This window comes from Shewanella frigidimarina (genome assembly GCF_003797125.1).
GTDB lineage: Bacteria > Pseudomonadota > Gammaproteobacteria > Enterobacterales > Shewanellaceae > Shewanella > Shewanella frigidimarina.
In genome coordinates, this window is sequence record NZ_RKKE01000004.1 from 133,847 (window position 1) to 159,230 (window position 25,384).

Below are 25,384 nucleotides of genomic sequence, written 5' to 3' on the forward strand. Positions count from 1 at the left end.
ATGGTTACACGCCCACATGTATTAGTGATGAATAGTAAAACAGGAAGATAATGATTATCTTCCTGTTTTACTAAACAACTAATCTGTTAGCGTTAAGACATTAATAGTCGCTTATTCTTTCGCAAAATACAGGTTACTTTGCCAAAGCCTGCTTAACACGTCGACCGTAATCAACATCCGCTTTAGTAAAATGATCCACCATTTTTTGTTGCACATCTAAGGTCGTTTGACTGAGTGTGCCCGCAATCGTTTCCACTAAACGATTTTTCTCTGCTTCACTAAAGATACGATATAGGTTACCCGCTTGGGTAAAGTCATCTTGGTTATAACGACTAAAACGTGCAACCTCTCCTGCTAAACGTAACGGTGGTTCTGCAAAACTTGCATTTTCAGTGAGTGGTGCAACGCTGTTAGGACCATAATTAACACTGGCATCACCACCGGTTTGGCTACCTTGATAAGGACACTGAGCTCCTGCCATAGCACCAGCACGTTGATGATGGTTGGCTTTAGCAGCATGCGGACAGTTAACCGGTAACTGATTGTAGTTAGTACCAATACGGTAACGCTGAGCATCTGCATATGAAAACAAACGTGCTTGCAGCATTTTGTCTGGCGATGCACCCACACCGGGCACTAAGTTACTTGGTGCTAATGCCACTTGTTCAACTTCAGCAAAGTAGTTTTGTGGTAAGCGGTTTAGCTCAAGTTCACCCACTTCAATCAACGGATAATCACTGTGCGGCCATACTTTAGTCAAATCAAAAGGATTAATGGCGTAAGTATTGGCATCAGCTTCTGGCATAATCTGTACATTCACAGTCCAGCGCGGAAAGTTAGCATCATTAATTGCTGCCACCATGTCGCGTTGTGATGAATCAGGATCTATCCCTTTTAATATATCTGCTTGTTCGCCGGTTAAATTCACCACGCCTTGCTGTGATTTAAAGTGAAACTTAACCCAAAAACGTTCCCCCTTAGCATTCCAGAACGAAAACGTATGCGAACCGTAACCGTGCATTTGTCTGTAGTTAGCCGGAATACCACGGTCTGACATCAAAATAGTCACTTGATGCATCGACTCTGGATTGAGTGCCCAGAAGTCCCACATTGCTTGGGGGTCTTTTAAATTAGTTTGTGGGTGACGTTTTTGGGTATGAATAAAGTCAGGAAACTTAATACCATCACGGATAAAGAATGTTGGCGTGTTATTACCGACAATATCATGGTTACCACGAGCAGTATAAAAACGTAGCCCAAAACCGCGTGGATCACGCTCTGCATCAGCAGAGCCCATCTCTCCGCCTACCGTAGAGAATCGCATGAATGTTTCAGTCTGCTTGCCTACACCATTAAAATGATCCGCTATGGTAAATTCACTTAAATCTTTAGTTAGTGTAAATGTACCGTATACACCGGTTCCTTTAGCATGCACAACACGCTCTGGAATACGTTCACGGTTAAAATGAGCAAGCTTCTCAATTAAATGCCAATCTTGTAAAAGCAGTGGTCCACGCTCACCAGCTGACATTGAGTTTTGGTCGTCTGCTACTGGTGCGCCATTTTGGCTAGTTAAATAGTTAGTTTGATTCATTTGTTGCTCCTATGCGCGGTCTACTAACCACTGCTCTATTAAGTCATAAACTGTTGCCATGATGATTTTCCTCACTCAACTCATCATTCGATGGGCACATAATAGAAGTAAAATAGAATTATCAAAACGATTAAAATAGATGACATTAAAAGCATAAAGCGATTAGAGGTTTATCAATGATTGATAGAACAGATTACGCTTAAAATAAAGGCAATAAAAAAGCCAAAATCTTCATTTTGACTTTAACAATAAACAGATTAATTACTCTGTTGGTGGGGGCGGATCTCGATATAACTTAACCAAGTAATAAGCATCAATGAGCACAATAAAAAAGTTAACCAGTGCCACAGGAATAGCATCAATAGCGAGACCATATGCCACGAATAACCCAGCACCAATTAAATTCCACCAGCGTAGTTTTTTAATGTCTGACATCATCAGCGAAATAGCCACAACGACAGAGGCTAAATACCCTACCCATTCCCAGATGTTGATACTGTCCATGGATTTTCCTTATTTTAATATGCCTACATCTAATGCAAGCGAGTAACAACCTTAAGCTAGCGTGAGTCAGTGAATGAAATAATCTTATTGCTTAACGCATCCGTTTTTATATTCAAATAAGCTAAACAAGCAAAATGTCTTATATGCATAATACCGAATCAACAAAATTAAAACGTTGGTCTATCACTGATTATAAGGCCTATTTATTTTTAGAGTTATTTCTAGTATCTATAATTGCTTATCGCTCTACAACTGCTGCCGTCATTCTTGAAATACAACAAAGTTCACCCGCACTGTTACGAATAAGAACTTCCCAAACCGAACTGCGTTTACCTAAATGCACAGGTTTAGCTGTTGCCGTTAACTCACCATTACGTGACGCTTTTAAATGATTGGCGTTGATTTCTTGGCCGACACAATAATAACGGGTAAAGTCGACTACAAAGTTGGCGGCATAACTGGCTACTGTTTCCGCTAAAGCGACGTTTGCACCGCCGTGAACTATCCCTAATGGATTATGTACAGCTGGATTAGCAGGCATAGTGGCAACCATATAATCATCACCAATTTCGGTAATCTTAATCCCTAATGTTTGCATTAAGGTGCCCTTTCCATGCATCCCAGCATCTAAGCGAGCACAATCTTCTAAAGTGACAGTGTTAAACCAAATACTCATTCTTAATATCCATCATTATCATTATTAGAAAATTCAGTGTACTGATTAGCTTACCTTTTTGAAAGAGAAACGCGATCAATAACAGTCGCCCATTAAAAAGGAGCCTAAGCTCCTTTTATTGTTATTAAATAAATTTATATGTACGTTAACTCACTAATTCACAATGGCTTTGATAGGTTTGTGCCCAACGCAATAACTCAACTCGGTTACGAGACTCCGTTTTACGGAAAATTGATGAGATATGTGCTTTAACAGTATGTTCACTAATACACAGGCGCTGAGCAATTTCTTTATTACGCGCACCGCTAGAGACAAGCTGAATAATGGTTCTCTCTCGGCTGGTCAATCTTTGGAGGATGGCAACCGTATCGGCAGGAATTTCAGCACTGGTATCTAACTGCTGGACTAAACGTCTAAAAATTTTACTGATCAATGGACGATCATACCACAATTCGTCAGAAACCATTTTACGCAAACCAGTCAGCATTAAATCCATGCGTTGGTCACTGTATAATAAACCCCGCACCCCCAGGAGCAATGCAGACTCTTGATCAAGTGATCCACGTTCAACTTGGTATAATGCTACAGGGACATGCTCAACTAAACGCGATACCAACAACGGAATGCCCTTACTATCTAAGGCCGCACCTTTTTGTGAAACAAGATAAAAGTTGTTGGATTTTTTTTCTAACTCAAGCTCAGCAGCGTGCTTTACAATTCGAGTTTTTAAACCGATAGATTCTGCCAAAATAGCTAAATGGCAAGGTGCTGCGATTTGGTGCAAAAACACCAACTCATCAATATTTGAACTCATCACTCTTCTCCCTGAAAAGTACATTATTGCTCAACATACCTTGAGCACATCCTGAGGCTATATACTATACGTAAATGAAATACGTTTACTAGCCTTCAGAACTAGGTTGAGCAGATAGTTTACTTTTTGTCGTTATATTAGAGCATGTGCTTTATTTATTCGTTAACCGCGTTACTTGATAAATCGACTCGCCAAAATAATGGATAATCATGGTAAGTCGGTCACTATCAATCACGATTTTTATAATGAAAACCTTCCTATACAGCAAGCATAGTAAAAATTTGCTAGTTATTATGACTATTATGTAAGTCTAAAGTATGAATAGTAAATTTGACTGACTTTGCGTAGACTTTATCACTAACTCAAGACTGATAAGCTCATACTTTCAATTCGCTCAACATCATCAATGCTAGCAGCCAAATTTACACATTTTATGGAAGAATAAGCTAAGTGAGCCCTATGATGCAGACGGCTGGTTAAGCGCCATTTTGGTCGCTATTTGTTTATTATGAAGAGACGATAACAACAGTAAGCCACATACCCCACCAATTAACGCTAAAAACATGTCAGATTGAGTATCCCAAACATATCCTTGAGTACCTAAAAATGCCTCGGCATTTTCACCCGTAGCAATGGCAACCCACCATTCAACTAATTCATAAAAAGCTGAAAATGCCAACACAAAACATACTGCTAAAAACTGACACCAGGCACCAATTTGCATCACCTGCTTACGAATAAATATTTCGCGAGCTAATATTACCGGAATAAATCCCTGAGCAAAATGGCCGACTTTATCGTAGTTATTGCGTTCGCTGCCCATCACTTGTGCTAACCAGTCAAATAACGGCACTTCGGCATAGGTATAACGCGCACCCACAAATAATACACAGCAATGCACTAAAATAAGTGCATAAGCTAACGTGGTCAGCGGAAAGCTTTTACGACTAAAAAATAAAATAGGTAATGCGATTAACGCTGGTATAGCTTCTAACCACCAAGTGAACATATCTTTAGGTGCGCTAACTGACCACAACAGTACTAATAGATAAATCCCTATCCATATAACCTTACTCTTCATCTTAATTCTCTCCATGAGATATTGTTCTCAAATTAGAATATAAACTTTAGCCATCTAGCCCTCTACAAGCGCTTAAAAAAGTGCTACTTTGATAATGCGCCGGAAGTCCGCATTTATATCATAACTATTAGTATAAGCATTAGTATAACCATTAGCTTAAGCACCATTTAATGATAAGAGGGTACCCATATCATGGCGAAACACTCGCTTGACAAGGATAAGATCAAAATCCTGCTGTTGGAGGGCGTCCACCAAACTGCGGTCGATGTACTAGAACGTGCAGGTTATACCAACATTGAATACCATAAAGCCTCGTTAGGCGAAGAGGCTTTGCTTGCATCAATTAAAGATGCTCACTTTGTTGGATTACGCTCCCGCACCCAGCTTACTGCGGAAGTACTGCATCATGCAGAAAAGTTGGTTGCGATTGGTTGTTTTTGTATTGGTACCAACCAAGTCGATTTAGCCTCGGCTGAGAAACTGGGCATTCCAGTTTTCAACGCTCCTTTCTCCAACACGCGCAGTGTTGCTGAATTGGTGATTGGTGAAATCATCATGCTGATGCGTGGCATTCCACAGCGCAATGCCATGTCACATCGTGGCGGTTGGTTGAAGAGTGCTAATGGCAGTGTTGAAGTCCGTGGTAAAACTTTAGGTGTGATTGGTTATGGTCATATTGGTACTCAATTGGGTATTTTGGCTGAAACCTTAGGCATGAGAGTAATTTTCTTCGATATTGAAGATAAGTTACCGTTAGGCAATGCCTCTCAAGTTCACTCTATGGACAAGTTATTGGCTCAAGCGGACGTTGTCAGTCTGCATGTACCAGAAACACCGCAAACTAAAGACATGTTCGCTAAAGCTGAATTTGCTCAAATGCGTCAAGGCAGTTTCTTTATCAATGCTTCTCGCGGAACCGTAGTTGATATTGAAGACTTAGCCAATGCACTGAAGTCAGAACATCTTGCGGGTGCAGCGATTGACGTATTCCCTGTTGAACCTAAGTCGAATGATGATGAATTCATCTCTCCACTACGCGGCTTAGACAATGTATTACTCACACCGCACATTGGTGGCAGTACTGCTGAAGCACAGGAAAACATCGGCGTAGAAGTGGCAGGTAAGCTGGTCAAATACTCAGACAACGGCTCGACTCTGTCTGCGGTTAATTTCCCTGAAGTGTCTTTAGCGCAACATAGTGGCACCTCACGCTTATTGCACATTCACCAAAACCGTCCTGGTGTATTGATTAAAATTAACCAAGCGTTTTCTGAAAAAGGCATTAACATTGCTGCTCAGTACTTACAAACTACCGCTGAAATTGGTTACGTGGTAATGGAAGTCGATTCAGATCAAGCTGAAGAAGCATTAGTTGAATTAAAGTCTATTGAAGGCACTATCCGTGCGCGGGTATTGTTTTAAACTGACTTATATTTTATAAGCAATTAACTTGAGTTAATTGTCTTCCTAAAAAAGCTACCTTGTCCACAAGGTAGCTTTTTTATTAGCTTTAAAACCATAGCCCCCTGTTGAGCATTCTATTAATCCGTTACACTCCAAACCATACCGTCTTATTCACACGTTAGGGATAGTTATGACCATTTCAGTAAACCAGCCAGATTGGGATTTTATCGCCACGTCTCCTGAATTAATGTTATCAAGTTTGACGCATATGGGGTTAATCGAAATCACCGGTGAGCAAGGGCGTAGTTTCATTCATGGCCAAGTCACCACAGATATTACCTCCCTTGGCACAAACGAGTGGAAATGGGGTGCTCATTGCGACCCTAAAGGTAAAATGCTCGCCAGTTTCCGTGCGTTTTCAATCGGCGATAGCTTATTTATGTTACTGCCGAAAAGTACTTTAAGCTTAGATTTACCCCAGTTACAAAAATACGCTGTATTCAGTAAAGCCGAACTCGCAGATGTCAGTAATAATTATCAAATAATTGGTATTGCCGGATCACAAGCACAAGCCTTTGCAGCTGAAAACTTTGGCGATGTATCGCAAGCACTTAATCTTGTAGAGCAAGGTGTAATTATTCGTGATGGCGAACGTTTTATTGCCATTATTAATAATGCGGCAGCAGAAACCATCATCAGCCAATCGGGACAAACAATGTTTGATGCCAGTGCATGGCAAGCATTAGAAATTAAAGCCGGCTATCCAAACATAGATGCAGCTCATTCCGGCCAGTACGTAGCGCAAATGTGCAACCTGCAAGCCATTAATGGTATTAGCTTTACCAAAGGCTGTTACATGGGCCAAGAAACCATTGCCAGAATGAAATATCGCGGAGGCAATAAACGTGCATTGTATATTATATCTGGCACCACCAAGCAAACCATCAGCACTGATACTCAATTAGAAATTGCCCTTGAAGACGGTTTTCGTCGTGGTGGCAATATCATTGAATGCGTCCAATATGGCGATAAAGTATTACTGACAGCTGTATTGCCAAATGATACCGAAAACACGGCGCAACTTCGTATTGCCGGTGATGAAAGCTCACAATTATCTATTATCGAGTTACCGTATTCTTTAGCAGATGCTTAATTAATTTGAGTGATACATTGACTAAGCGAGCCATTGGCTCGCTTTTTTTATTTTTGAACATTTGCGCTTCATATCACGTATATTATTGATAATATTACTCTGTTGATGCAGTAATTCTATTAAGCCTATACGTTATGGAGCGACTATGACCACTATCGTCACCTTAAAAAACATGAGTAAAGGGTTTCGCGATGGCGAGTCATTCCATTCGGTGCTTAACAATGTCAGCCTAACACTGCAACAAGGCCAAACGATTGCGTTAACAGGCCCTAGTGGCAGTGGTAAAAGTACCTTACTGAATATTATTGGTGGCTTTGAAACCATAGACAGCGGCGACATGTTAATCCGCCAAACAGGCAACATGCATTCGGTGACAAAGTGGCAAGATAAACAATGGAGCCAATATCGACGTCAGTCACTCGGGGTAATATTTCAACAGTTTAACTTGCTCACCCCATTAAATGTGTGTGACAACATTCAGTTTTCACTGGCGCTTAATCAGTTAGCGTGGAGCCCTTGGTGTGATGAACTTTGCCACCAGCTTGGCTTAACACCACTGCTAGATCGTAACGTCGAAAACCTATCCGGTGGGCAACAACAGCGGGTGGCCATTGCGAGGGCACTCGCTCATAAACCACAACTCATATTAGCCGACGAACCGACAGGTAATCTTGATCAACATGCCGGATTACAAGTCATGCAACTGCTAACCGAACTCGCTCAACAAGCCAACTGCTGTATCTTAATGGTGACCCATAGCGAACAATGCGCCGCTTTTATGCAGCATCGCTGGCACGTCGAAAATCAGCAGGTTGTGATTAACCCTGCTGACATGACATTGCAAGGTTAAGCCCATGATGACTCACTCTTCATCATACTTATCCTCAATTAAGCGTTTAAGATTATGCTTGCAGCTGTTTGCCAGCCATTATCGTCACGCCCCATTGCAAGCTAGCGCAATTTTATTGGGCATCATGCTGGCGGTAACGTTATTGATTGGCGTATACGCCACTAACGAAAATGCTAAACAAAGCTATGGCAATGTATCCGAACTAATGAGCCAACAAGCTCGACTATCGATTAGTCACCGCACTGAAGACAGCATTGATGAGTCGGTTTATTTTGCGTTAGCCAATACAGGATTCAACACCATCGCCAGCATTGAAGGAATTGCAACCGATGAACAAGGCAGGCTATGGCGAGTTAATAGTAGTGATGTAGTCGCCGCGATGACCAGCAGTATGCAACTACAGCAATCGGGTACTAGCTCATCGATAACAGCGACGCATATTCCGTTAGCAGAACTACTGGCAGGCAAAACTAAAGTGCTAATGTCGACAAGCCAGCGCGAACGCATGAGTAAAGTGACTAACAACACTGACCGCATAATACTTAATGGTATGCCTGTTGAATTTGTTGCCATTGACGATTCATGGGGACTTGGTTCTGCTATTTTGGCCGATATCTCACTCGCTCAACCTATGCTGAATATGCAGGGTAAATTAAGCTACATTGCCGTATTTGATTCCCCCTCCGCAGATACAAATATCTCAGACGCAAACGAATCAGAAACAGATGTGCAACTAATCGCTCGATTAACGCATACCTTAACCCAAGCGGGGATTGATCCCACCAAGCTGAACTTCACCACCCAAACAAGTGAAGGCGAATCACTTACCGCCCTCACTGCCAGCTTTCATCTTAATCTTGATGCCATGAGCATGTTGGCCTTTGTGGTCGGCTTATTTATCGCTTATAACGGGGTTCGTTATAGCTTAATGAAGCGTCAAAAATTGCTAGTGCAAATCATGCAGCAAGGGCTTGATAGACGCACCATCATGCTAGCCCTAAGCATTGAAATAGTCTGTTTAGTGTTTATAGGTTGTGTATTAGGTTTTATTGTCGGACTGCAATTATCGCAATGGTTACAACCTATGGTCGCGATGACTCTTGAGCAGCTATATGGCGCTAAATTGTTACCGGGAAACTGGCAGTGGCAATGGTTTGCACAAGCGCTCGTATTAACCCTGTCTGCAGCCTTTGCTGCTTGTATTCCAATGCTAATAAACCTTATTAACACCCCACTTGCACAAGGGGCTCAAAAGCAGCCACAAAGCCAACAGTTCAGTATTATTCATTGGCGACAATTCATTATTGCGGCATCACTACTTTTGGTTTGCACTATCGCGTTTGCATTTACTGAACAATATCGCCATAGCTTAATATTACTAGGCGTGCTCTCGGTCGCGATTCCATTACTGTTACCACAATGTCTGCATTGGGCGGTTAACTTACTCAGTCCTTTTATGCCTAAAGGGTTGTGGCATTATGTGATTGCCGAAACCAAAGAGATTATTGCCCCACTCGCTCTGGCGATGATGGCTATGCTGCTAGCTTTGTGTGCCAACATTGCCATGAATACCTTAGTGGGTAGTTTTGAAATCACCTTAAAAAAATGGCTCGATGCCCGTTTGCATGCAGACTTATACATTAGACCCAACCCAAACCAAATCGATACATTAACGCTATTATTAAAACAAGACCCCAAGGTTGAGGCTATTTATGAGCAATGGACTGTCGATAGCCATCTTAATCGAGCTGAAACACCGCAAACACAAGTGCCAATTCATTTAGTCAGTCGTGACCATTTGTCGTTAACTGAAACCACCGTGTTTAAAACCACTGCCGATGATTTTTGGACAACCTTCACAGCAGGTGAAAGCCTGATGATCAGTGAGCCATTATCGATAAAATACCAACTCGATATAGGCGATAAAGTCCAACTATCGCAACTTGATCAGCACATCATGACGATTGGCGGTATTTATTACGATTATGGTAATCCCCAAGGCGAAGCGATTATTACTCAGTCTTTATGGCAGCAATCTCAATTACCAGCAAAACCCATTAGCCTGGCAGTGTCTTATCAAGGCGATATTACCCCGCTACAAAACAGTATTAGCCAACAGCTCAACTTGTCTTCAGCCTATATGTACAGTCAACAGCGGATTAAAACAGAAGCGATTAATATGTTTAACAAAACATTTTCGATCACTGTGGTACTCAACAGTTTGACCTTACTGGTGGCGGCAATCGGTTTATTCAGTGCCTGTATAATGCTAACGCAAGCGAGGCAAGCGCCATTAGCCCGCTTGTATGCTCTAGGCGTTAGCCGTAATCAATTACGGATGATGGTGTTAGTACAAATGCTATTTATCGTATTTTTAACCTGCTTTCTCGCGTTACCGACAGGCGCGTTACTGGGTTATTTATTAATTCATAAAGTCACATTACAAGCATTTGGCTGGAGCATCGCCATGGTGTGGGATTGGGCTGCATATGCTCAAGTGGTGATCATTGCTGTAGTCAGTTGTTTACTGGCAGTGTGTTTACCTTTGTATTGGCAAACCAGAAAACCCTTGATATCAAGTTTGCAACAGGAAGCGCTATGATCTCTGTTACCTTTAAAGGCATATACTCCATCGCTTTCAAGTTTGTATTACATACCAAGTTTACAACACGGCAAACACAATGGATGCTCCTTTTAGCATTGCCTCTTTGTGCAATGTTAACAGCCTGCTCACCTGCGCAAGATAGCGTCACAAAAGAGTCAACAATTAGTAGCATGTCGTCTGCATCAGCTGAAGGTTATAGCGAAGTCACTCAAGGTAAAACCTTACACTTTCCACAAGACCATTTAGCGCACGATGACTTTAAAATTGAGTGGTGGTATTTAACCGCAAACTTGATCACGGCTACAGGTGAAGATGTTGGCGTGCAATGGACTCAATTTCGTATTGGAATGACACCACCTCAAAAATCGACAGTTGCCACCAATGACTGGGAAACAAATCAGCTTTACATGGCTCATGCCGCTGTAACCACATCAAATGAACATTTATTAGCTGAGAAATGGTCACGAGGGCACCCGCAACTTGCAGGTGTAAAATCGCAACCGTTTGAAGTGCATCAGCAAAACTGGCAATGGTTAGGTCAGTCTGACAGTCTTTTTCCGGCAACATTAAATGTGGCTAGTGATCAGTTTAGTTATCAATTACAGCTAAATAGTCAGCAACCGCTGCAATTACAAGGTGATAAAGGTTATAGCAGCAAAAGTGCAGACCAAAGCGTAGCGTCTTATTATTACAGCCAGCCTTTTATCGACGTAACAGGTCAAATAACTCGTCATGGCGTAACAGAACAAGTCAGCGGTAAAGCTTGGCTTGACCGCGAATGGAGTTCACAATTTTTAACCAAAGCCCAGCAAGGTTGGGACTGGTTTTCACTGCGTTTAGACGACAATTCAACGCTAATGGCATTTAGACTGCGCGGCGAAAATGACCAAGCACACTTTTACAGTGCCAGAAGGATGTTTACTGATGGTAGTGGTCACAATATTAATAGCCGAGACAATCCTGGTGATATTGATATGCAACCCACTCAGTGGCAACAAACCGCATTAGGCAATCATCCTATTGCATGGCGAATTAAGATTAATAGTGAAGCCATCGACGTCACGACCCAAGCTGTTAACCCTAACAGCGACATGCCAGTATCAACCTCATATTGGGAAGGCCCCATTACGATTAAAGGCAGTCACCAAGGTCAAGGTTACATGGAGCTTACTGGCTACTAGGTCTGCTGGTCATTTAAGTTGAATGTTGCACCAAGATTCGCTCAAAGGTTTTCTCGAAGATTTTCTCGAAGAGAAGCAAGCCGCAGCCTACCTACAAAGATCATACCTCTCACAATCTCAATTTCCCATTCCTGGGAGCCGTGTTAGCAACAGGGTACCGAAAGGTTTTAATCGACAATAAAAGCTGTACCCCAAGCACAACATGCTTTACAAGCAATCCCTAAAACAGCATTTACCTAATTGTTAAAATGAGATTTACATCACGCTGAAAAATGTGACCTTGCACAACTATTAACCACTATACCCATTCTGAGGTATACCCATGTTATTAGTAAGGTCTAGACTCACTCTATCACGTCACCTCCAATGACTATCACGTACCAAGTACAACATTCTAAGAGTGAGGAACACCATGAGCATCAGTCGTCGCGAGTTTTTAAAAGCCAACGCCGCTGCCGCAGCAGCGTCGGCCGTGGGTATCGCTATTCCAATTAATATCGTTCAAGCTGCAGAAGGTAAAAGTGAAATAAAATGGGATAAAGCCCCATGTCGCTTTTGCGGTGTAGGTTGTAGCGTCCTAGTAGGTACTCAAAATGGTAAAATTGTTGCTACTCAAGGCGACCCAGAAAGCCCTGTTAACAAAGGCTTAAATTGTATTAAAGGGTATTTCTTATCTAAAATCATGTATGGCAAGGACCGATTAACCTCGCCATTACTCAGAATGAAAGATGGTAAGTATGATAAAGAAGGTGATTTTACGCCAGTAAGCTGGGATGTTGCCTTTGATACCATGGCCGAAAAATGGAAAGCCAGCATAGCCAAAAAAGGCCCAACCTCTGTAGGGATGTTTGGTTCTGGCCAGTGGACTATTTGGGAAGGCTACGCCGCATCTAAGCTTCATAAAGCAGGTTTTCTCACCAACAATATCGACCCGAATGCACGTCATTGTATGGCATCAGCTGTTGGCGGATTCATGCGTACCTTCGGGATTGATGAACCCATGGGTTGTTATGATGACTTAGAAGCTGCTGACCACTTTGTATTGTGGGGCGCCAACATGGCAGAAATGCATCCCATCTTGTGGGCCCGCTTAACAGACCGTCGCTTAAGCCATAAAGATGCCCGCGTACACGTACTCTCTACCTATGAAAACCGTAGCTTTGACTTAGCAGATAATGCCATGGTGTTTAAGCCACAAACTGACTTGGTCATCTTAAATTATATTGCCAACTACATTATTCAAAACAAAGCCGTAAACAAAGACTTTGTTAGCAAGCACACTAAATTTGCCCTAGGTACCACTGACATTGGTTATGGCTTGCGCCCTGAACATCCATTGGAAAAGAAAGCTAAAAATCCAGGTAGCGGTGATGCCAAACCGATTAGCTTTGACGAGTATGCAAAATTTGTTAGCACTTACACAGTTGAATACGCGGCAAAAATGAGCGGCGTACCGGCTGAAAAACTTGAGATTATGGCAAAAGCTTATGCCGACCCTAACATCAAAGTGATGAGCTTATGGACCATGGGTATAAACCAGCATACTCGTGGTGTGTGGGCAAATAACATGCTCTACAACATTCACTTACTCACCGGTAAAATAGCGACTCCAGGCAACAGCCCATTCTCATTAACCGGTCAACCTTCAGCTTGTGGTACTGCTCGTGAAGTAGGCACATTCTCACATCGTTTACCTGCTGACATGGTGGTGAACAATGATAAACATCGTGAGATTACTGAAAAACTTTGGCAAGTCCCTGCCGGCACTATTCCAGCTAAACCTGGATACCATGCCGTGCTGCAAAGCCGTATGCTTAAAGATGGTAAATTAAACTGTTATTGGACTATGTGTACTAACAATATGCAGGCTGGTCCTAATATCAATGATGAAGTTTATCCCGGATTCCGTAATCCAGAAAACTTTATTGTGGTCTCGGATCCTTACCCAACAATCACGGCAATGGCCGCAGATTTAATTCTTCCAACAGCAATGTGGGTTGAAAAAGAAGGCTCATATGGTAACGCAGAAAGACGTACTCATTTCTGGCATCAGCTCGTACCAACGCCAGAAGGGTCTAAGTCAGATTTATGGCAGCTGGTTGAGTTCTCTAAGCGCTTTAAAGTCAGTGAAGTCTGGCCCGCTGAGCTAATCGCTAAACAACCAGAGTTAGCCGATAAAACATTATATGAAGTGTTATTTGCTAACGGCGTAATCAATAAGTTCCCAACCAGCGATTGTAAAGGTGCTTATAACGATGAAAACGAACACTTTGGCTTTTACTTGCAAAAAGGTATTTTCGAAGAATATGCACAATTTGGTCGCGGCCATGCACACGATTTAGCAGACTTTGACACTTACCATCAAACGCGAGGATTACGCTGGCCTGTCGTTAATGGCAAAGAAACCACCCGCCGCTTTGTTGAAGGCAGTGACCCTTATGTCAAAGCAGGTGAAGGATTCAATTTTTACGGTAAGCCAGATGGCAAAGCCGTCATATTTGCACTGCCTTATGAACCGGCAGCAGAAGAACCTAATGAAGAGTTCGATCTATGGATGTCAACAGGACGAGTGCTGGAACATTGGCACACAGGGTCAATGACCGCTCGCGTACCAGAATTGCATAAAGCGATGCCAAGTGCTCAAGTCTTTATGCACCCTGCTGACGCTAAAGCTCGTGGGTTAGCCCAAGGGGATGAGGTTACCGTTGCATCACCACGCGGCGAAATCAATACTCGAGTGGAAACTAAAGGCCGAAACAAGCCGCCTAGAGGTGTGGTATTTATGCCATTCTTCGACGCTAAGCAATTAGTGAACAAGCTGCTTTTGGATGCCACGGACCCATTATCAAAAGAAACTGATTTCAAAAAGTGTCCAGTGAAAATATTTAAAGCCTAATACCGCTTTAATATTAATTGCTGCAGCTGTCGCGGGGTTATTACACCTTGACAGCTGCGACACTCGATTTCTACATTCATTAGGATGTAACGGAGATGAAAATGAAAAAACTACTTAGCGTCGCGGCCATACTATTAAGCCTTAGCGCATATTCTGGACAACAAGCCGTAGCAGATAATACCCCTGTAAAAGTAGAATCTCGTGTAGGTAACGTCGCCATAACCGACAACTCACCTGCTGATGCTATCGCCACTTATCCGACTAGAGGTAAAGCTATCGCGCGCAGCTTTGCTGAACAACCGCCGTTGATCCCTCATAAAAATAGCTATAGCATCTCTACAGACAAAAATGGCTGTCTAACATGCCATAGCTGGGATAAAGCAAAAAGAATGAAAGCAACGCCAGTGGCGAAGTCACACGTTGTGGATGATAAGGGCACAGTGAATGGCATGAACTACTTCTGTGTACAGTGTCATGTTGCCCAAGCAGATAATAAACAGGAACTAGTGAAAAACACATTTACGACAAAGTAATTGATAAAGATATAAATCCCCCTCACTCCTCAATTTGAGCAATGCCACTTCTATCGAAGTGGCATTTTTTTATTAGTTATTAGTGTCAGTGTTAAAACGGTACTTGCTCGAACAACAAAAGAACTAAAAACAAAACCCAGCCTAGGCTGGGTTTGTTGGTTGAGATGTCTGCGGTGTAACCGGCGAACTCGGTTCTGCAGCTGTTTGTGATGTATTAGATGATTGTATCTCATGCTGAACAGGCATCGCTGCTTGCCATAACGCACCGACCCATAAACTTGATGTTGATTTCATAACCATTACTCCGTTTTTGTTAACAGGTTCAAAGTAATCGTTTAGGGTTCATAGGTAAAATGAATAATTACCATTGAGTGGATTCCATTTAAGCATGAACATCCCAATCAAGACCTTACAGATCTTTCTCACCATAGTGGAAACCAAAAACTTTACCCGTGCGGCACAAAAATGTTTTATGACCCAACCGACATTGACAAAAACCATTCAACGTTTAGAAGACAATATGGGTGAGCAATTGTTAATAAGGAATAATCAAACAGTAGAATTAACCCAAGCAGGACAATTGTTTGAGCACAGCGCACGGGAGATTTTAGGTCATTGGCACCGACTACAAGAAGGTATTAACAATCTCAGTGGCTTAAAATCAGGACGATTACGACTTGGAGTTTGCCCTATGATGAGTAGTTTAATCACTCCTTTGCTGACCGATTATCGACAAAAATATCCCGGAATCGAATTACAGATGTACGAGTATGGCGGATTTGGTTGTGAGCAAGCACTATTGAGCAACAGTCTAGATATTGCCTTTACTGCACTTCCGACAACGCATAAAACAGAGTTAGCAAGCCAACCTCTGACTAAATACCCTTTACTGGCTTGCTTACCAGAAGGCCATCCACTTGCTGACAATGCTGACATACGCTGGCAAGACTTTGAATCTTATCCTTTCATTCTTTACAACGAAGACTTTTCATTAGCAAAGTTAATTAATTATTTAAGTCGTAAAGTTGGCGTACATCTCAACATCGCCTTTCGAACAGGTCAGTGGGACTTTTTAGCCGCAATGGTTGAAGCTAACTTGGGTGTCGCGATTTTGCCCGAACCCATTTGCCAACGGTTAACCAATAGCAAACTGGTATTTAAACCGATGCAACCGGCAATGACCTGGGATCTGGCATTAATATGGCGAGAGAATCTACCGTTAACCCCACCAGCCCAAGCACTATTAACGCTCAGCAGAAACAGTCATGAGTAATATCAATACGGTGTCATAATCATTTGATATCGTATAAACCACATAAAACAGGCATAAAAAAACCGCTGCCTAGGCAACGGTTTTTATGGGCAGGTCGAAACTAGAATTACTTCTTAGCTTCAGCAGCCTTACGTTCTTTAACTTGAGCAACAACTTTCTCAGAAACGCTGTTTGGACAAGGGCTGTAATGAGCAAATTCCATAGAGAATTGACCACGGCCTGAAGTCATTGTACGTAGTGAACCGATATAACCGAACATTTCTGATAACGGTACGTCAGCTTTAATACGAACACCTGTAACACCAGCGTTTTGATCTTTGATCATACCGCGACGACGGTTAAGGTCACCAATTACGTCACCAACGTTGTCATCTGGGCTGAATACGTCAACGTTCATGATAGGCTCAAGAAGTTGTGCACCGGCTTTAGGCATAGATTGACGGAAAGCACCTTTAGCAGCAATTTCGAACGCGATAGCTGACGAGTCAACTGCGTGGAAAGCACCGTCTTGAAGCACAAGTTCCACGTCTAACACAGGGAAACCTGCGATAGTACCTGTGTTCATCATGCTCTTGAAACCTTTCTCAACAGCAGGCCAGAATTCTTTAGGTACGTTACCACCAACCACTTTCGAAGTGAAAGTGAAGCCAGTGTTTTGCTCGCCAGGGCGAATAGTGTAGTCAATTTTACCAAACTGACCAGAACCACCAGACTGTTTCTTGTGCGTGTAGCTATCTTCAATTTCTTTAGTGATAGTTTCACGGTAAGCAACTTGAGGCTCGCCTACAATTAGGTCAACGCCGTAAGTACGCTTAAGAATATCAACCTTAATGTCTAAGTGAAGTTCACCCATACCTTTAAGGATGGTTTCACCAGAATCAATGTCAGTCTCTACACGGAAAGATGGATCTTCTGCAATCATTTTACCGATAGCGATACCCATTTTCTCAGAACCGCCTTTATCTTTTGGCGTTACAGAGATAGAGATAACTGGCTCAGGGAATACCATGGCTTCTAGTGTACAAGGGTGCTTAGGATCACATAAAGTGTGACCAGTTTGCACGTTCTTCATACCAACGATAGCGATAATGTCACCAGCTTGTGCTGATTCAAGTTCGTTACGTTCGTTAGCTTGCATCTCAACCATACGGCCAATACGTTCTGTTTTGCCAGTGAATGAGTTAAGGATGGTGTCACCCTTCTTCAAACGGCCAGAATAGATACGTACGAAAGTTAACGCACCAAAACGGTCATCCATAATCTTGAACGCTAATGCTTTAAAAGGTGCATCAACATCAACGATTGCGAATTCGCCATTTTCGTTACCTTCTTCGTCAGTTAGAGGTTGTGGATCAACTTCAACTGGATCAGGTAAATAATCAACAACGGCATCTAGCAATAACTGCATACCTTTGTTTTTGAATGCTGAACCACAGTATGTTGGGAACACAGCCATTGTACGAGTACCCGCACGGATACAACGCTTAACGTCTTCGATAGATGGCTGAACACCTTCCATGTATGCTTCTAATAAGGCATCGTCTTGCTCAAGAGCAGTTTCGATTAGCATTTCACGGTATTCTTCAACGATATCAACCATATCAGCTGGCACAGGCTTAATTTCGAAGTTTTCTGGTAAACCAGAATCATCCCAAATGTGAGCTTCACGAGTTAGTAGGTCAACAACACCACAGAATTCGTCTTCGATACCGATTGGTAAAACCATAACCAATGGGTTAGCCGCTAATACGTCTTTAGTTTGCTTAACAACACGTAAGAAGTCAGCACCCATACGGTCTAACTTGTTTACGAAGATGATACGCGCAACTTCAGAATCGTTAGCATAACGCCAGTTTGTTTCTGACTGAGGCTCTACGCCGCCAGAACCACAGAATACACCGATACCACCGTCAAGCACTTTTAGCGAACGATAAACTTCAACTGTAAAGTCAACGTGGCCTGGAGTGTCAATAACGTTAAAACGGTGATCTTTCCAGAAACAGCTTACAGCTGCAGACTGAATGGTAATACCGCGCTCAGCTTCCTGTTCCATGAAGTCTGTGGTTGATTCACCATCATGTACTTCACCGATCTTATGGATCTTACCGGTTAGCTTAAGGATACGCTCGGTGGTCGTGGTTTTACCCGCGTCAACGTGAGCGAAGATACCAATGTTTCTGTATTTGGATAATTCGGTCATGATTCAACTTTAATGATTAGTTTAAGAAGTAGACGGAGCATGCGAAAAAGAACCGACACACCGCACATCAGGTTATTAAGGCGCATATTGTAAATTGGAACCTTGCTGGGCGCAAATAGCTGTTGCAATATTTATTTGTTTTTAGCATAAAAAAACTCAATTAATGCTGTAAATTACATATAAAACAATGCACTAAAATATAGTAGATTATTTTTTAATCTTTGGGTAGATTTCACTGAAAAATGTTAAATTTTAGATGAAATGGCCAAATAAGCATTTTTAGGGCCACATAATGTCGCGAAACAACATCACACCACAACAAATATGCATTTATTCACATAAAGATCTATTTTTGTTAATGGCACAAACATCCAGCAAACTGTCGTTTTTATCTACGCACTGCAATATTGATTACGCCCAGACTGCTTAGCTTTGTATAACGCGGCATCGGCTCGTTCAAAGCAAGCTTGGATCGGTTCATTCTCACCCAGCAAGGCAATTCCGAAACTGCAGGTCACTTTAATATTGTGATAAAAATGAAAATGACTAAGTTCATCAGTAATTCGTTGGCATAGCTCAGTGGCATCGTGTAACGCTACATGTTGGCAAACCACCACAAATTCCTCGCCGCCCCACCTTGCAACAACATCAAGTTCTCTTACTGATGCTTGTAGCACTTGCGCGACTTGAACTAATATTTTGTCACCAATTGTATGCCCATGCTTGTCATTAATCGCTTTAAAGAAATCTATATCAATGATAATCAAACTCATATTGTTTTGACGCATTTTTTTTTGAGGCTGCCTAGCATCATCTAAAAAGGTTTGATTAAAATATTGGCGGTTATACAATTTTGTCAGCGGATCATGTTGAGCCAAAAAATCGAGATCGCAATTTTTCTTCTCCAGTTCTAACTGTAATTTTTGCAACTGCTTGTTGCTGGTTTCTAAATGAACATTGTATTTGCTAACACACATTGTTCGGTAAAGCAGAAATAAGATAAACATCCCCAGTGCAGTCACCACTTGAACCACTAAGCTATAATCGATGTCCTCAACAACTGTAATGTTATGCCATTTCTTATAAACTGAAATATGGTCTGCCTGAGTGATTTTTGCTAATCCAGCATTAATCTGTGACAGCAAATCTTGTTTTGCATGAATAACGCCAATGCGTAGCTCATCTTCAGGACCACCCCACCCCGCTATTTTTAACGAGGTTAACCCATGTTGTTGAATATAGGCGTTAACAGAAAACATCGACCCTACAAAGACATCCGCTTCACCATTAGCAACCTTTTCCAATCCTTGTCGCTCGTTCTTAGTCAATACGGTATTGATAGTGGGGTAAAATTGTTGGATATATTCCACTAGACGATAATCTTTGGGTATTGCCAATAAGCGGTCACCTATATTTTCAAATCCTTGCAAAAAAGGTTGAGATTTTAATGACACCAATACATTTGGAGATTTAAAAAAGATATCGCTAAAAGAGAGATATGCGTCGCGTTTGGGGGTTTGATTTAAAATGGGGGTTAACTCGCACTCACCTTGTTTAAGTAATTCTAAACTCTGTCGCCAAGACGAGGTGGGCACTAACACAAAAGTCAGATCGGTATAATTTGCTAATAATGCTAAATAATCAGATGAAATCCCAGTATGGCGGCCATCGACAATAGCTTCATAAGGTAACCAATCGGGATCAACACAGTAACGGATGATATTACGGTTTTTTAAATTGATAAAAGACTGAGTCTCTACCACCGAAGCACTGGCATGCTTAGCGTTAATCAAAGTAATGAAAATCAACAGCGTAATCAATAATACGCTAGAGAACTCAAGCAGACTCAATGTTCGCATTATTTTTCAAAATAGTATGCTCCAACAATATGGTCCAACAGATTAGTTGAACCAAAAGTGTATATGCTATTAAGTGTATTACAACATACGAAAGTCTGACAAAAAAATACCCGCTATTTAGCGGGTATTTTATTCAACAATCAATCGAAGGTATTACGCTTCGATGGGTAATATCACAAACAGCAAGTCGCCTTGCGAAACTTGCTGTCCATTGCTATTAAGAATACGTTCAATACGATACTTTTGGTCTTCAGGATATAACACTCCTGTTTGACGATTAAAGCCCGCTAACGTTAGTTGAGAGAACATCTTCATTGCTTCCATCAATGCCAATGTTTGTTCAACCGTGACAATGTCACCCTCTTTAACAAAGTCTGCTTCACCTGGTGCTGGAGAGGTATAGAAAATACCTGCGCCTTGAGCCAATACTTTCAACTCGTTGCTTTCGCCAACACGTAATGATTCAGTATCAACCTCAAGTGCTTCTGCGGCCGCTTCCATTTCAGCAATCAGTGCAGGTATATCTAACTCAGCCATTAAGCGTGGCAAGTAGTTAGTGTCATATACCCCTTCGTTGAAGGTTGGGTCTTTAAGGATAAGCTTCAACAATGGAATGTTAGTCGCAATACCTTTAATCACTACGCTATCGAGATACGCATACATTTTAGACACAACGTCGGCACGGTCAGTACCACGTATAATGATCTGTGCGATCAAGCTGTCATAGTATGGTGATACTTCCTTACCTGCTGCTGCAATCGAAATAATTTCGACATCGTCACGCTGAGGCAATACACATTCAGTGATTTTACCTGGATTAGGAATAAGCTGAAGAATACCGTGGCTATCAAGCGCCGCTTTTTCCGCAGTCACACGCACTTCCATGGCGTAACCTTGGTCTACTGGTTCTAGATTTTCAATTGAACGACCCGCAGCAATATCAAACTGCGCGCTAACAATATCAATACCAGATGTTGCTTCAGTCACCGGATGCTCTACTTGAAGACGTGTGTTCATTTCCATGAAGTACACTTCGTTAGCATCTAAGTTATAAATAAACTCAACGGTACCTGCACCCATGTAATCGGTCGCATCACCTAATGCTCGAGTGTATTCCATCACGCGCTGTTTGAGCTCTTCAGGCAACATCGTTGAACCAGACTCTTCAATCACTTTCTGGTTATTACGTTGTACTGAACAGTCGCGAATACCCAATACTTTAGTATTGCCAAACTTATCACGCAGTAACTGCACTTCAATATGACGCAATGATGTAACGTATTTTTCTAAATACAAATCACCATTACCAAATGCCGCGGCGGCTTCTGTCGCTGTTTTCTGGAAGAAACCAATCATGTCCTCAGGGCGTTTAACGACCTGAATACCTTTACCACCACCACCTTGCACCGCTTTTAACAGCACAGGATAACCAATTTCAGACGCTACGTTCACAGCTTGTTCTGCGTTAGTCAAAATACCATGACTACCAGGAACAACCGGCACATTTTGCTTTTGAGAAGTATGGATAGCATTAGATTTGTTACCCATGGTCGTCATTGAATGCACGCTAGGACCAACAAAGTTGACCCCATTGTTAACACATAATGCCGCAAACTGTGGGCTTTCTGATAAGAAACCAATACCTGGGTGCAACGCATCAACATTTTCATACTCAGCGACTTTCAATACTGAGTAAGCATTGAGGTAACTTTCATCTGAAGTATTACCGCCAATACACACAAGTTTATCAGTGTCTTTCAGCATATCTGCAGGAACAGATGTCATGTCTGGATCTGACGCCACCAACACTACATTAATGTTGTTGTCATGTGCTTTACGAATCAGTTTAACTGCCGTACAACCACGAGCATGCACCAGCACTTTATTAATTGGCTTCATCAATGCACGAGGATCGTCTTGTACAATAACGTCTTCTAGCTCAATCACTTCAGGCACTAAAGTCGACAACGCTTTGCTGATCACTTCTTCTATATTAATTGTCGGTAATGGCATTAGTGGATCAATACCCGACAACTGAGTGTCTAAGGTGTCGCTAAATGGATTATGAACTAACCCAGTCATTGCCCCTGGCACTTTAGATAAGTAGTTCGACAATGTTGCTGTAGATGGTAAGTACGCAGGCACTACCATTTGACCAGCAAACGGCATGTTGGTACCAGAAAGATAGTAAGTCTGCACTAAAGGATGGGTTACAAAACTGGCTTGAGCACCACCAGTACAGTCACCAAAACCAAACATCAATACAGGTAATTCGTTATCACGAATAAAGCGCGTAATACGGTCGTTCACGACCGCCATTGAAAACAATGCCGCAGCACCTTCTTTGGTTTGCATACCACCAGAGCTGATAAAACAAATTACCGGCAATTTACGTTTAGCACATTCAATTAATAGCGAACTGAATTTCTCAGCACTGGCCATATCAAATGCACCTGCTTGGAATGCCGTATTTGAAACAGCAACACCAACACGTAACTTACTGCCGTTATTATTAAAGTCAGCCAGACCAGTAATTAAACCACAAGGACGGATCTTTTTATCAATAGCATCTTCAATCGATAAGCGGAAACCAGGGAAGTTAAGCATGTTAGCTGACATTTTGTCGGCATCAATTTCATCAAACTTAGTAAAGAACTGTTTGATAATATTTTCCCAGCCCATCTTGCCTTGCTTTTTCTCTTCGCGAAGTATTTTTTGGATCAGTAAGTCTTGGTAACCCATTGTTAAACGGTTCCAAAAATCTTTACGACGACCAATACGTACAGGGTTAATTGTACCGGTGTATTTATCGTGTTCATCTTCGCTATCAAAGTACTCTGGTAATAAACGCTCGAAGAAATAAGTTAAGATTACAAATAACGAATCGTTTAACTGTGGGAAACCCACACTCTTCCATTGCTCTACACGAGTAAGCAATTCAGCACGATTCGATTGATCCATAAAGTATTTAAGCCACTTATAGAACTTGCTCTTGTCGTTAGCTTTGTCGCTTGTCGATAATGCGTTATCAATTGATTTGTGAAGTAATTTGTCCACTGATTCACGAGACAAACTTTTTGACATCATGGCTTCTTTCGAAATTGATGCCAAGCTGCCTACCACATTGTCATATAGCGCATTGAAAATAAGCACGTTATGACACTGCCAAATAAAGTCTGCGCGTAATTCGTCATTAACCACAATATCCAACACGGTAAGCTGGCTTAGCTCAGGCCATGGAGCTTGCGTTGTAGACTTAGGCAGTGACTCTAAATGCTTAATTAAGCCATTGAAATTGTTAGCGGCGTTACTTTTCCAGCGATGGTATAACGACCAACCAATGTTAAATAACAATGCTTTACGTGCTTTTTTATAGTTCTCTTTTGGTTCACCCAAAATAAAACGTGTAATCACGTTACGTTCTGCAGATATGTCTTTACGTTTAGCGCTGAATGTACCCCAAAGTTTATTCAGTTCTTCATCGTAAACGAGCTTATCAGGGTTGGTTAACCACGCCTGGAACACGCGTTCCTGTTCTTGCTTAATGCGCGCTAACAAATCACCTTCTGGCACGCTCACTTTTGATAAGCGACCGTACTGTTCTTGTGAGATTGAATGAATGCGGCTACGCAAGGTCAAATAACGTAAATAACGATATGCACTACCAAAAATATTGTGGTACATCGTTGGGTTATTGGCGACAGATAAGCGGGTATTATTTTCAAGCGTGAGCAGATTAGCCGACGGCGCTAAATAACGCTGTAAACTGCGATCATAATGCTCTCTTAAATCTGTAGATTCGCGTACAAAGTTCATTGCAGCACGTTCAACGGCTTCAATAGAACTGATAATCGCACGACGGAAATTATGCTGACGCTCATCTTTATCTGATGGAGTAAAATCGATAATGCCGTCAATACACCCAGCGGTATACAACTCTTCTGGTGACACGCCTACCGATTTAGCACATTCCTGCCATGACAAGTTGTACTTACGCGCAATGCTCTGCAAACCTTGTGGCTGAATGGTGTTAAAAATACCATCTCGTACAGATAATAGAATGTTCGCTGCAGCTAATGGAATTGCACCACCAGAATAGCCTGCACCAATCACAATACCGACTGTCGGTACATCAACATTAGCACTTTCAGCAATCGCTTTAGAAATGGTATGCGCTTGATTTTGGCTATTAGCAATTTCCCCTGCATCTGCACCAGGAGTATCGATTAAATATACAATCGGCATAGACAATTCAGCGAAATGACGGATTGCCTTACATGCTGCAAGATGGTGTTCAGGCATCCATGCACCGTTTGCGGTCGTGCGCTCTTGCGCAATAAAACCGATACGGCGAGTACGAGTACCAAAATTAAGTTCCACTTCAGCACGATAAAACGGTCCGATATGACTTTCGGCAATAATCTTGCCTTTTAAGTCAGCGATCATTCGCTTCGCGCCTGGGCGGTTTTTATCCAAGGTCGGTTGGATAACTTTATTGACATAACCGTCAACGTCTAAAGATGCCAAACTTTTCAAGTTTGATTGAATGGAATCTTCTGTTAATAATCCTTTCACTTCTTCAGATAAACTCTGCTTGTTATGAGCAGGAAATAATGAAAAGTCTTTAGCCAAGTGTTCAGCTTGTAAGAAAAGTGGGTCAGCCGATAGTGCTTGAGTCTTGTTAGCGGGCTGCTTTTTGCTGGTCATCCTTAGATCCTCTGCTTATATAGCCTCTGAAAAATTTTTTTAGCCCGTAAATAT

17 protein-coding genes are annotated in these 25,384 nt (G+C 41.9%); 8 read left to right on the forward strand and 9 right to left on the reverse strand.

Features of this window, described 5'->3' with window-relative positions:
- Positions 1 to 133: 133 nt before the first annotated feature.
- The 5 genes from katB to EGC86_RS14285 form a co-directional block, all read right to left on the reverse strand.
- A complete protein-coding gene (gene katB / locus EGC86_RS14265; RefSeq protein ID WP_123777996.1) occupies positions 134 to 1,594 on the reverse strand; it encodes a catalase KatB in 1,461 nt (486 codons plus the stop codon).
- A gap of 261 nt (positions 1,595 to 1,855) precedes the next feature.
- Positions 1,856 to 2,098 (reverse strand): YgjV family protein, encoded by a 243-nt coding sequence (locus tag EGC86_RS14270; RefSeq protein WP_011636050.1) that lies wholly within the window; start codon positions 2,096 to 2,098, stop codon positions 1,856 to 1,858.
- A gap of 238 nt (positions 2,099 to 2,336) precedes the next feature.
- A complete protein-coding gene (locus EGC86_RS14275; protein ID WP_011636049.1) occupies positions 2,337 to 2,774 on the reverse strand; it encodes a PaaI family thioesterase in 438 nt (145 codons plus the stop codon).
- Positions 2,775 to 2,919: 145 nt separating this feature from the next.
- Positions 2,920 to 3,588 carry a helix-turn-helix transcriptional regulator gene (locus tag EGC86_RS14280; RefSeq protein WP_011636048.1) on the reverse strand — a complete coding sequence of 223 codons (669 nt, stop codon included), beginning with the start codon at positions 3,586 to 3,588 and terminating at the stop codon, positions 2,920 to 2,922.
- A 457-nt stretch (positions 3,589 to 4,045) separates the two neighbouring features.
- A complete protein-coding gene (locus EGC86_RS14285; protein WP_123777997.1) occupies positions 4,046 to 4,669 on the reverse strand; it encodes a DUF2238 domain-containing protein in 624 nt (207 codons plus the stop codon).
- Between the two features lie 192 nt (positions 4,670 to 4,861).
- Here EGC86_RS14285 and serA point away from each other — a divergent pair, with 192 nt between their 5' ends.
- The 7 genes from serA to EGC86_RS14320 all read left to right on the forward strand — a co-directional run bounded on the left by serA (position 4,862) and on the right by EGC86_RS14320 (position 15,291).
- Positions 4,862 to 6,091: a phosphoglycerate dehydrogenase gene (serA, locus tag EGC86_RS14290; protein ID WP_011636046.1), complete on the forward strand. Its 1,230-nt coding sequence runs from the start codon at positions 4,862 to 4,864 to the stop codon at positions 6,089 to 6,091.
- A gap of 172 nt (positions 6,092 to 6,263) precedes the next feature.
- Complete coding sequence (gene ygfZ, locus EGC86_RS14295) at positions 6,264 to 7,226, forward strand: tRNA-modifying protein YgfZ (protein WP_123777998.1); 963 nt, start codon at positions 6,264 to 6,266, stop codon at positions 7,224 to 7,226.
- A gap of 145 nt (positions 7,227 to 7,371) precedes the next feature.
- Positions 7,372 to 8,076 (forward strand): ABC transporter ATP-binding protein, encoded by a 705-nt coding sequence (locus EGC86_RS14300; protein ID WP_123777999.1) that lies wholly within the window; start codon positions 7,372 to 7,374, stop codon positions 8,074 to 8,076.
- Between the two features lie 4 nt (positions 8,077 to 8,080).
- A complete protein-coding gene (locus EGC86_RS14305) occupies positions 8,081 to 10,678 on the forward strand; it encodes an ABC transporter permease (protein WP_123778000.1) in 2,598 nt (865 codons plus the stop codon).
- Positions 10,675 to 11,862, forward strand: coding sequence for a lipocalin-like domain-containing protein (locus EGC86_RS14310; protein ID WP_123778001.1), 1,188 nt, complete (start codon positions 10,675 to 10,677; stop codon positions 11,860 to 11,862). Before EGC86_RS14305 ends, EGC86_RS14310 begins: the two co-directional genes overlap by 4 nt.
- Before the next feature lie 412 nt (positions 11,863 to 12,274).
- The gene (gene napA, locus EGC86_RS14315) at positions 12,275 to 14,758 is read left to right on the forward strand and encodes a nitrate reductase catalytic subunit NapA (protein ID WP_102036195.1); all 2,484 of its coding nucleotides are present in this window, start codon (positions 12,275 to 12,277) and stop codon (positions 14,756 to 14,758) included.
- A gap of 101 nt (positions 14,759 to 14,859) precedes the next feature.
- Positions 14,860 to 15,291, forward strand: coding sequence for a nitrate reductase cytochrome c-type subunit (locus EGC86_RS14320; RefSeq protein ID WP_123778002.1), 432 nt, complete (start codon positions 14,860 to 14,862; stop codon positions 15,289 to 15,291).
- A 141-nt stretch (positions 15,292 to 15,432) separates the two neighbouring features.
- On the opposite strand, the gene EGC86_RS20895 is transcribed toward EGC86_RS14320, so the two are convergent.
- Complete coding sequence (locus EGC86_RS20895) at positions 15,433 to 15,585, reverse strand: hypothetical protein (protein ID WP_086019735.1); 153 nt, start codon at positions 15,583 to 15,585, stop codon at positions 15,433 to 15,435.
- Between the two features lie 94 nt (positions 15,586 to 15,679).
- Between EGC86_RS20895 and EGC86_RS14325 the strand changes: the two genes are divergently transcribed.
- Complete coding sequence (locus EGC86_RS14325) at positions 15,680 to 16,564, forward strand: LysR family transcriptional regulator (protein ID WP_102037472.1); 885 nt, start codon at positions 15,680 to 15,682, stop codon at positions 16,562 to 16,564.
- Between the two features lie 106 nt (positions 16,565 to 16,670).
- On the opposite strand, the gene fusA is transcribed toward EGC86_RS14325, so the two are convergent.
- The 3 genes from fusA to EGC86_RS14340 all read right to left on the reverse strand — a co-directional run bounded on the left by fusA (position 16,671) and on the right by EGC86_RS14340 (position 25,330).
- Positions 16,671 to 18,764 (reverse strand): elongation factor G, encoded by a 2,094-nt coding sequence (gene fusA / locus EGC86_RS14330; protein ID WP_011636038.1) that lies wholly within the window; start codon positions 18,762 to 18,764, stop codon positions 16,671 to 16,673.
- A gap of 392 nt (positions 18,765 to 19,156) precedes the next feature.
- Complete coding sequence (locus EGC86_RS14335) at positions 19,157 to 20,623, reverse strand: diguanylate cyclase (protein WP_123778003.1); 1,467 nt, start codon at positions 20,621 to 20,623, stop codon at positions 19,157 to 19,159.
- A 153-nt stretch (positions 20,624 to 20,776) separates the two neighbouring features.
- Positions 20,777 to 25,330: an ATP-binding protein gene (locus EGC86_RS14340; protein WP_011636036.1), complete on the reverse strand. Its 4,554-nt coding sequence runs from the start codon at positions 25,328 to 25,330 to the stop codon at positions 20,777 to 20,779.
- Between the last annotated feature and the right edge of the window lie 54 nt (positions 25,331 to 25,384).

What these genes read in the sequence shown, in the direction of transcription:
- EGC86_RS14305 (WP_123778000.1), top strand. Translation starts at nt 8,081, where the DNA reads ATGATGACTCACTCTTCATCATACTTATCCTCAATTAAGCGTTTAAGA.
- EGC86_RS14335 (WP_123778003.1), bottom strand. Translation starts at nt 20,623, where the DNA reads ATGCGAACATTGAGTCTGCTTGAGTTCTCTAGCGTATTATTGATTACG.
- EGC86_RS14285 (WP_123777997.1), bottom strand. Translation starts at nt 4,669, where the DNA reads ATGAAGAGTAAGGTTATATGGATAGGGATTTATCTATTAGTACTGTTG.
- fusA (WP_011636038.1), bottom strand. Translation starts at nt 18,764, where the DNA reads ATGACCGAATTATCCAAATACAGAAACATTGGTATCTTCGCTCACGTT.
- EGC86_RS14340 (WP_011636036.1), bottom strand. Translation starts at nt 25,330, where the DNA reads ATGACCAGCAAAAAGCAGCCCGCTAACAAGACTCAAGCACTATCGGCT.
- serA (WP_011636046.1), top strand. Translation starts at nt 4,862, where the DNA reads ATGGCGAAACACTCGCTTGACAAGGATAAGATCAAAATCCTGCTGTTG.
- katB (WP_123777996.1), bottom strand. Translation starts at nt 1,594, where the DNA reads ATGAATCAAACTAACTATTTAACTAGCCAAAATGGCGCACCAGTAGCA.
- EGC86_RS14300 (WP_123777999.1), top strand. Translation starts at nt 7,372, where the DNA reads ATGACCACTATCGTCACCTTAAAAAACATGAGTAAAGGGTTTCGCGAT.
- EGC86_RS14280 (WP_011636048.1), bottom strand. Translation starts at nt 3,588, where the DNA reads ATGAGTTCAAATATTGATGAGTTGGTGTTTTTGCACCAAATCGCAGCA.
- napA (WP_102036195.1), top strand. Translation starts at nt 12,275, where the DNA reads ATGAGCATCAGTCGTCGCGAGTTTTTAAAAGCCAACGCCGCTGCCGCA.
- EGC86_RS14270 (WP_011636050.1), bottom strand. Translation starts at nt 2,098, where the DNA reads ATGGACAGTATCAACATCTGGGAATGGGTAGGGTATTTAGCCTCTGTC.
- EGC86_RS14275 (WP_011636049.1), bottom strand. Translation starts at nt 2,774, where the DNA reads ATGAGTATTTGGTTTAACACTGTCACTTTAGAAGATTGTGCTCGCTTA.
- EGC86_RS14320 (WP_123778002.1), top strand. Translation starts at nt 14,860, where the DNA reads ATGAAAAAACTACTTAGCGTCGCGGCCATACTATTAAGCCTTAGCGCA.
- EGC86_RS20895 (WP_086019735.1), bottom strand. Translation starts at nt 15,585, where the DNA reads ATGAAATCAACATCAAGTTTATGGGTCGGTGCGTTATGGCAAGCAGCG.
- ygfZ (WP_123777998.1), top strand. Translation starts at nt 6,264, where the DNA reads ATGACCATTTCAGTAAACCAGCCAGATTGGGATTTTATCGCCACGTCT.
- EGC86_RS14310 (WP_123778001.1), top strand. Translation starts at nt 10,675, where the DNA reads ATGATCTCTGTTACCTTTAAAGGCATATACTCCATCGCTTTCAAGTTT.
- EGC86_RS14325 (WP_102037472.1), top strand. Translation starts at nt 15,680, where the DNA reads ATGAACATCCCAATCAAGACCTTACAGATCTTTCTCACCATAGTGGAA.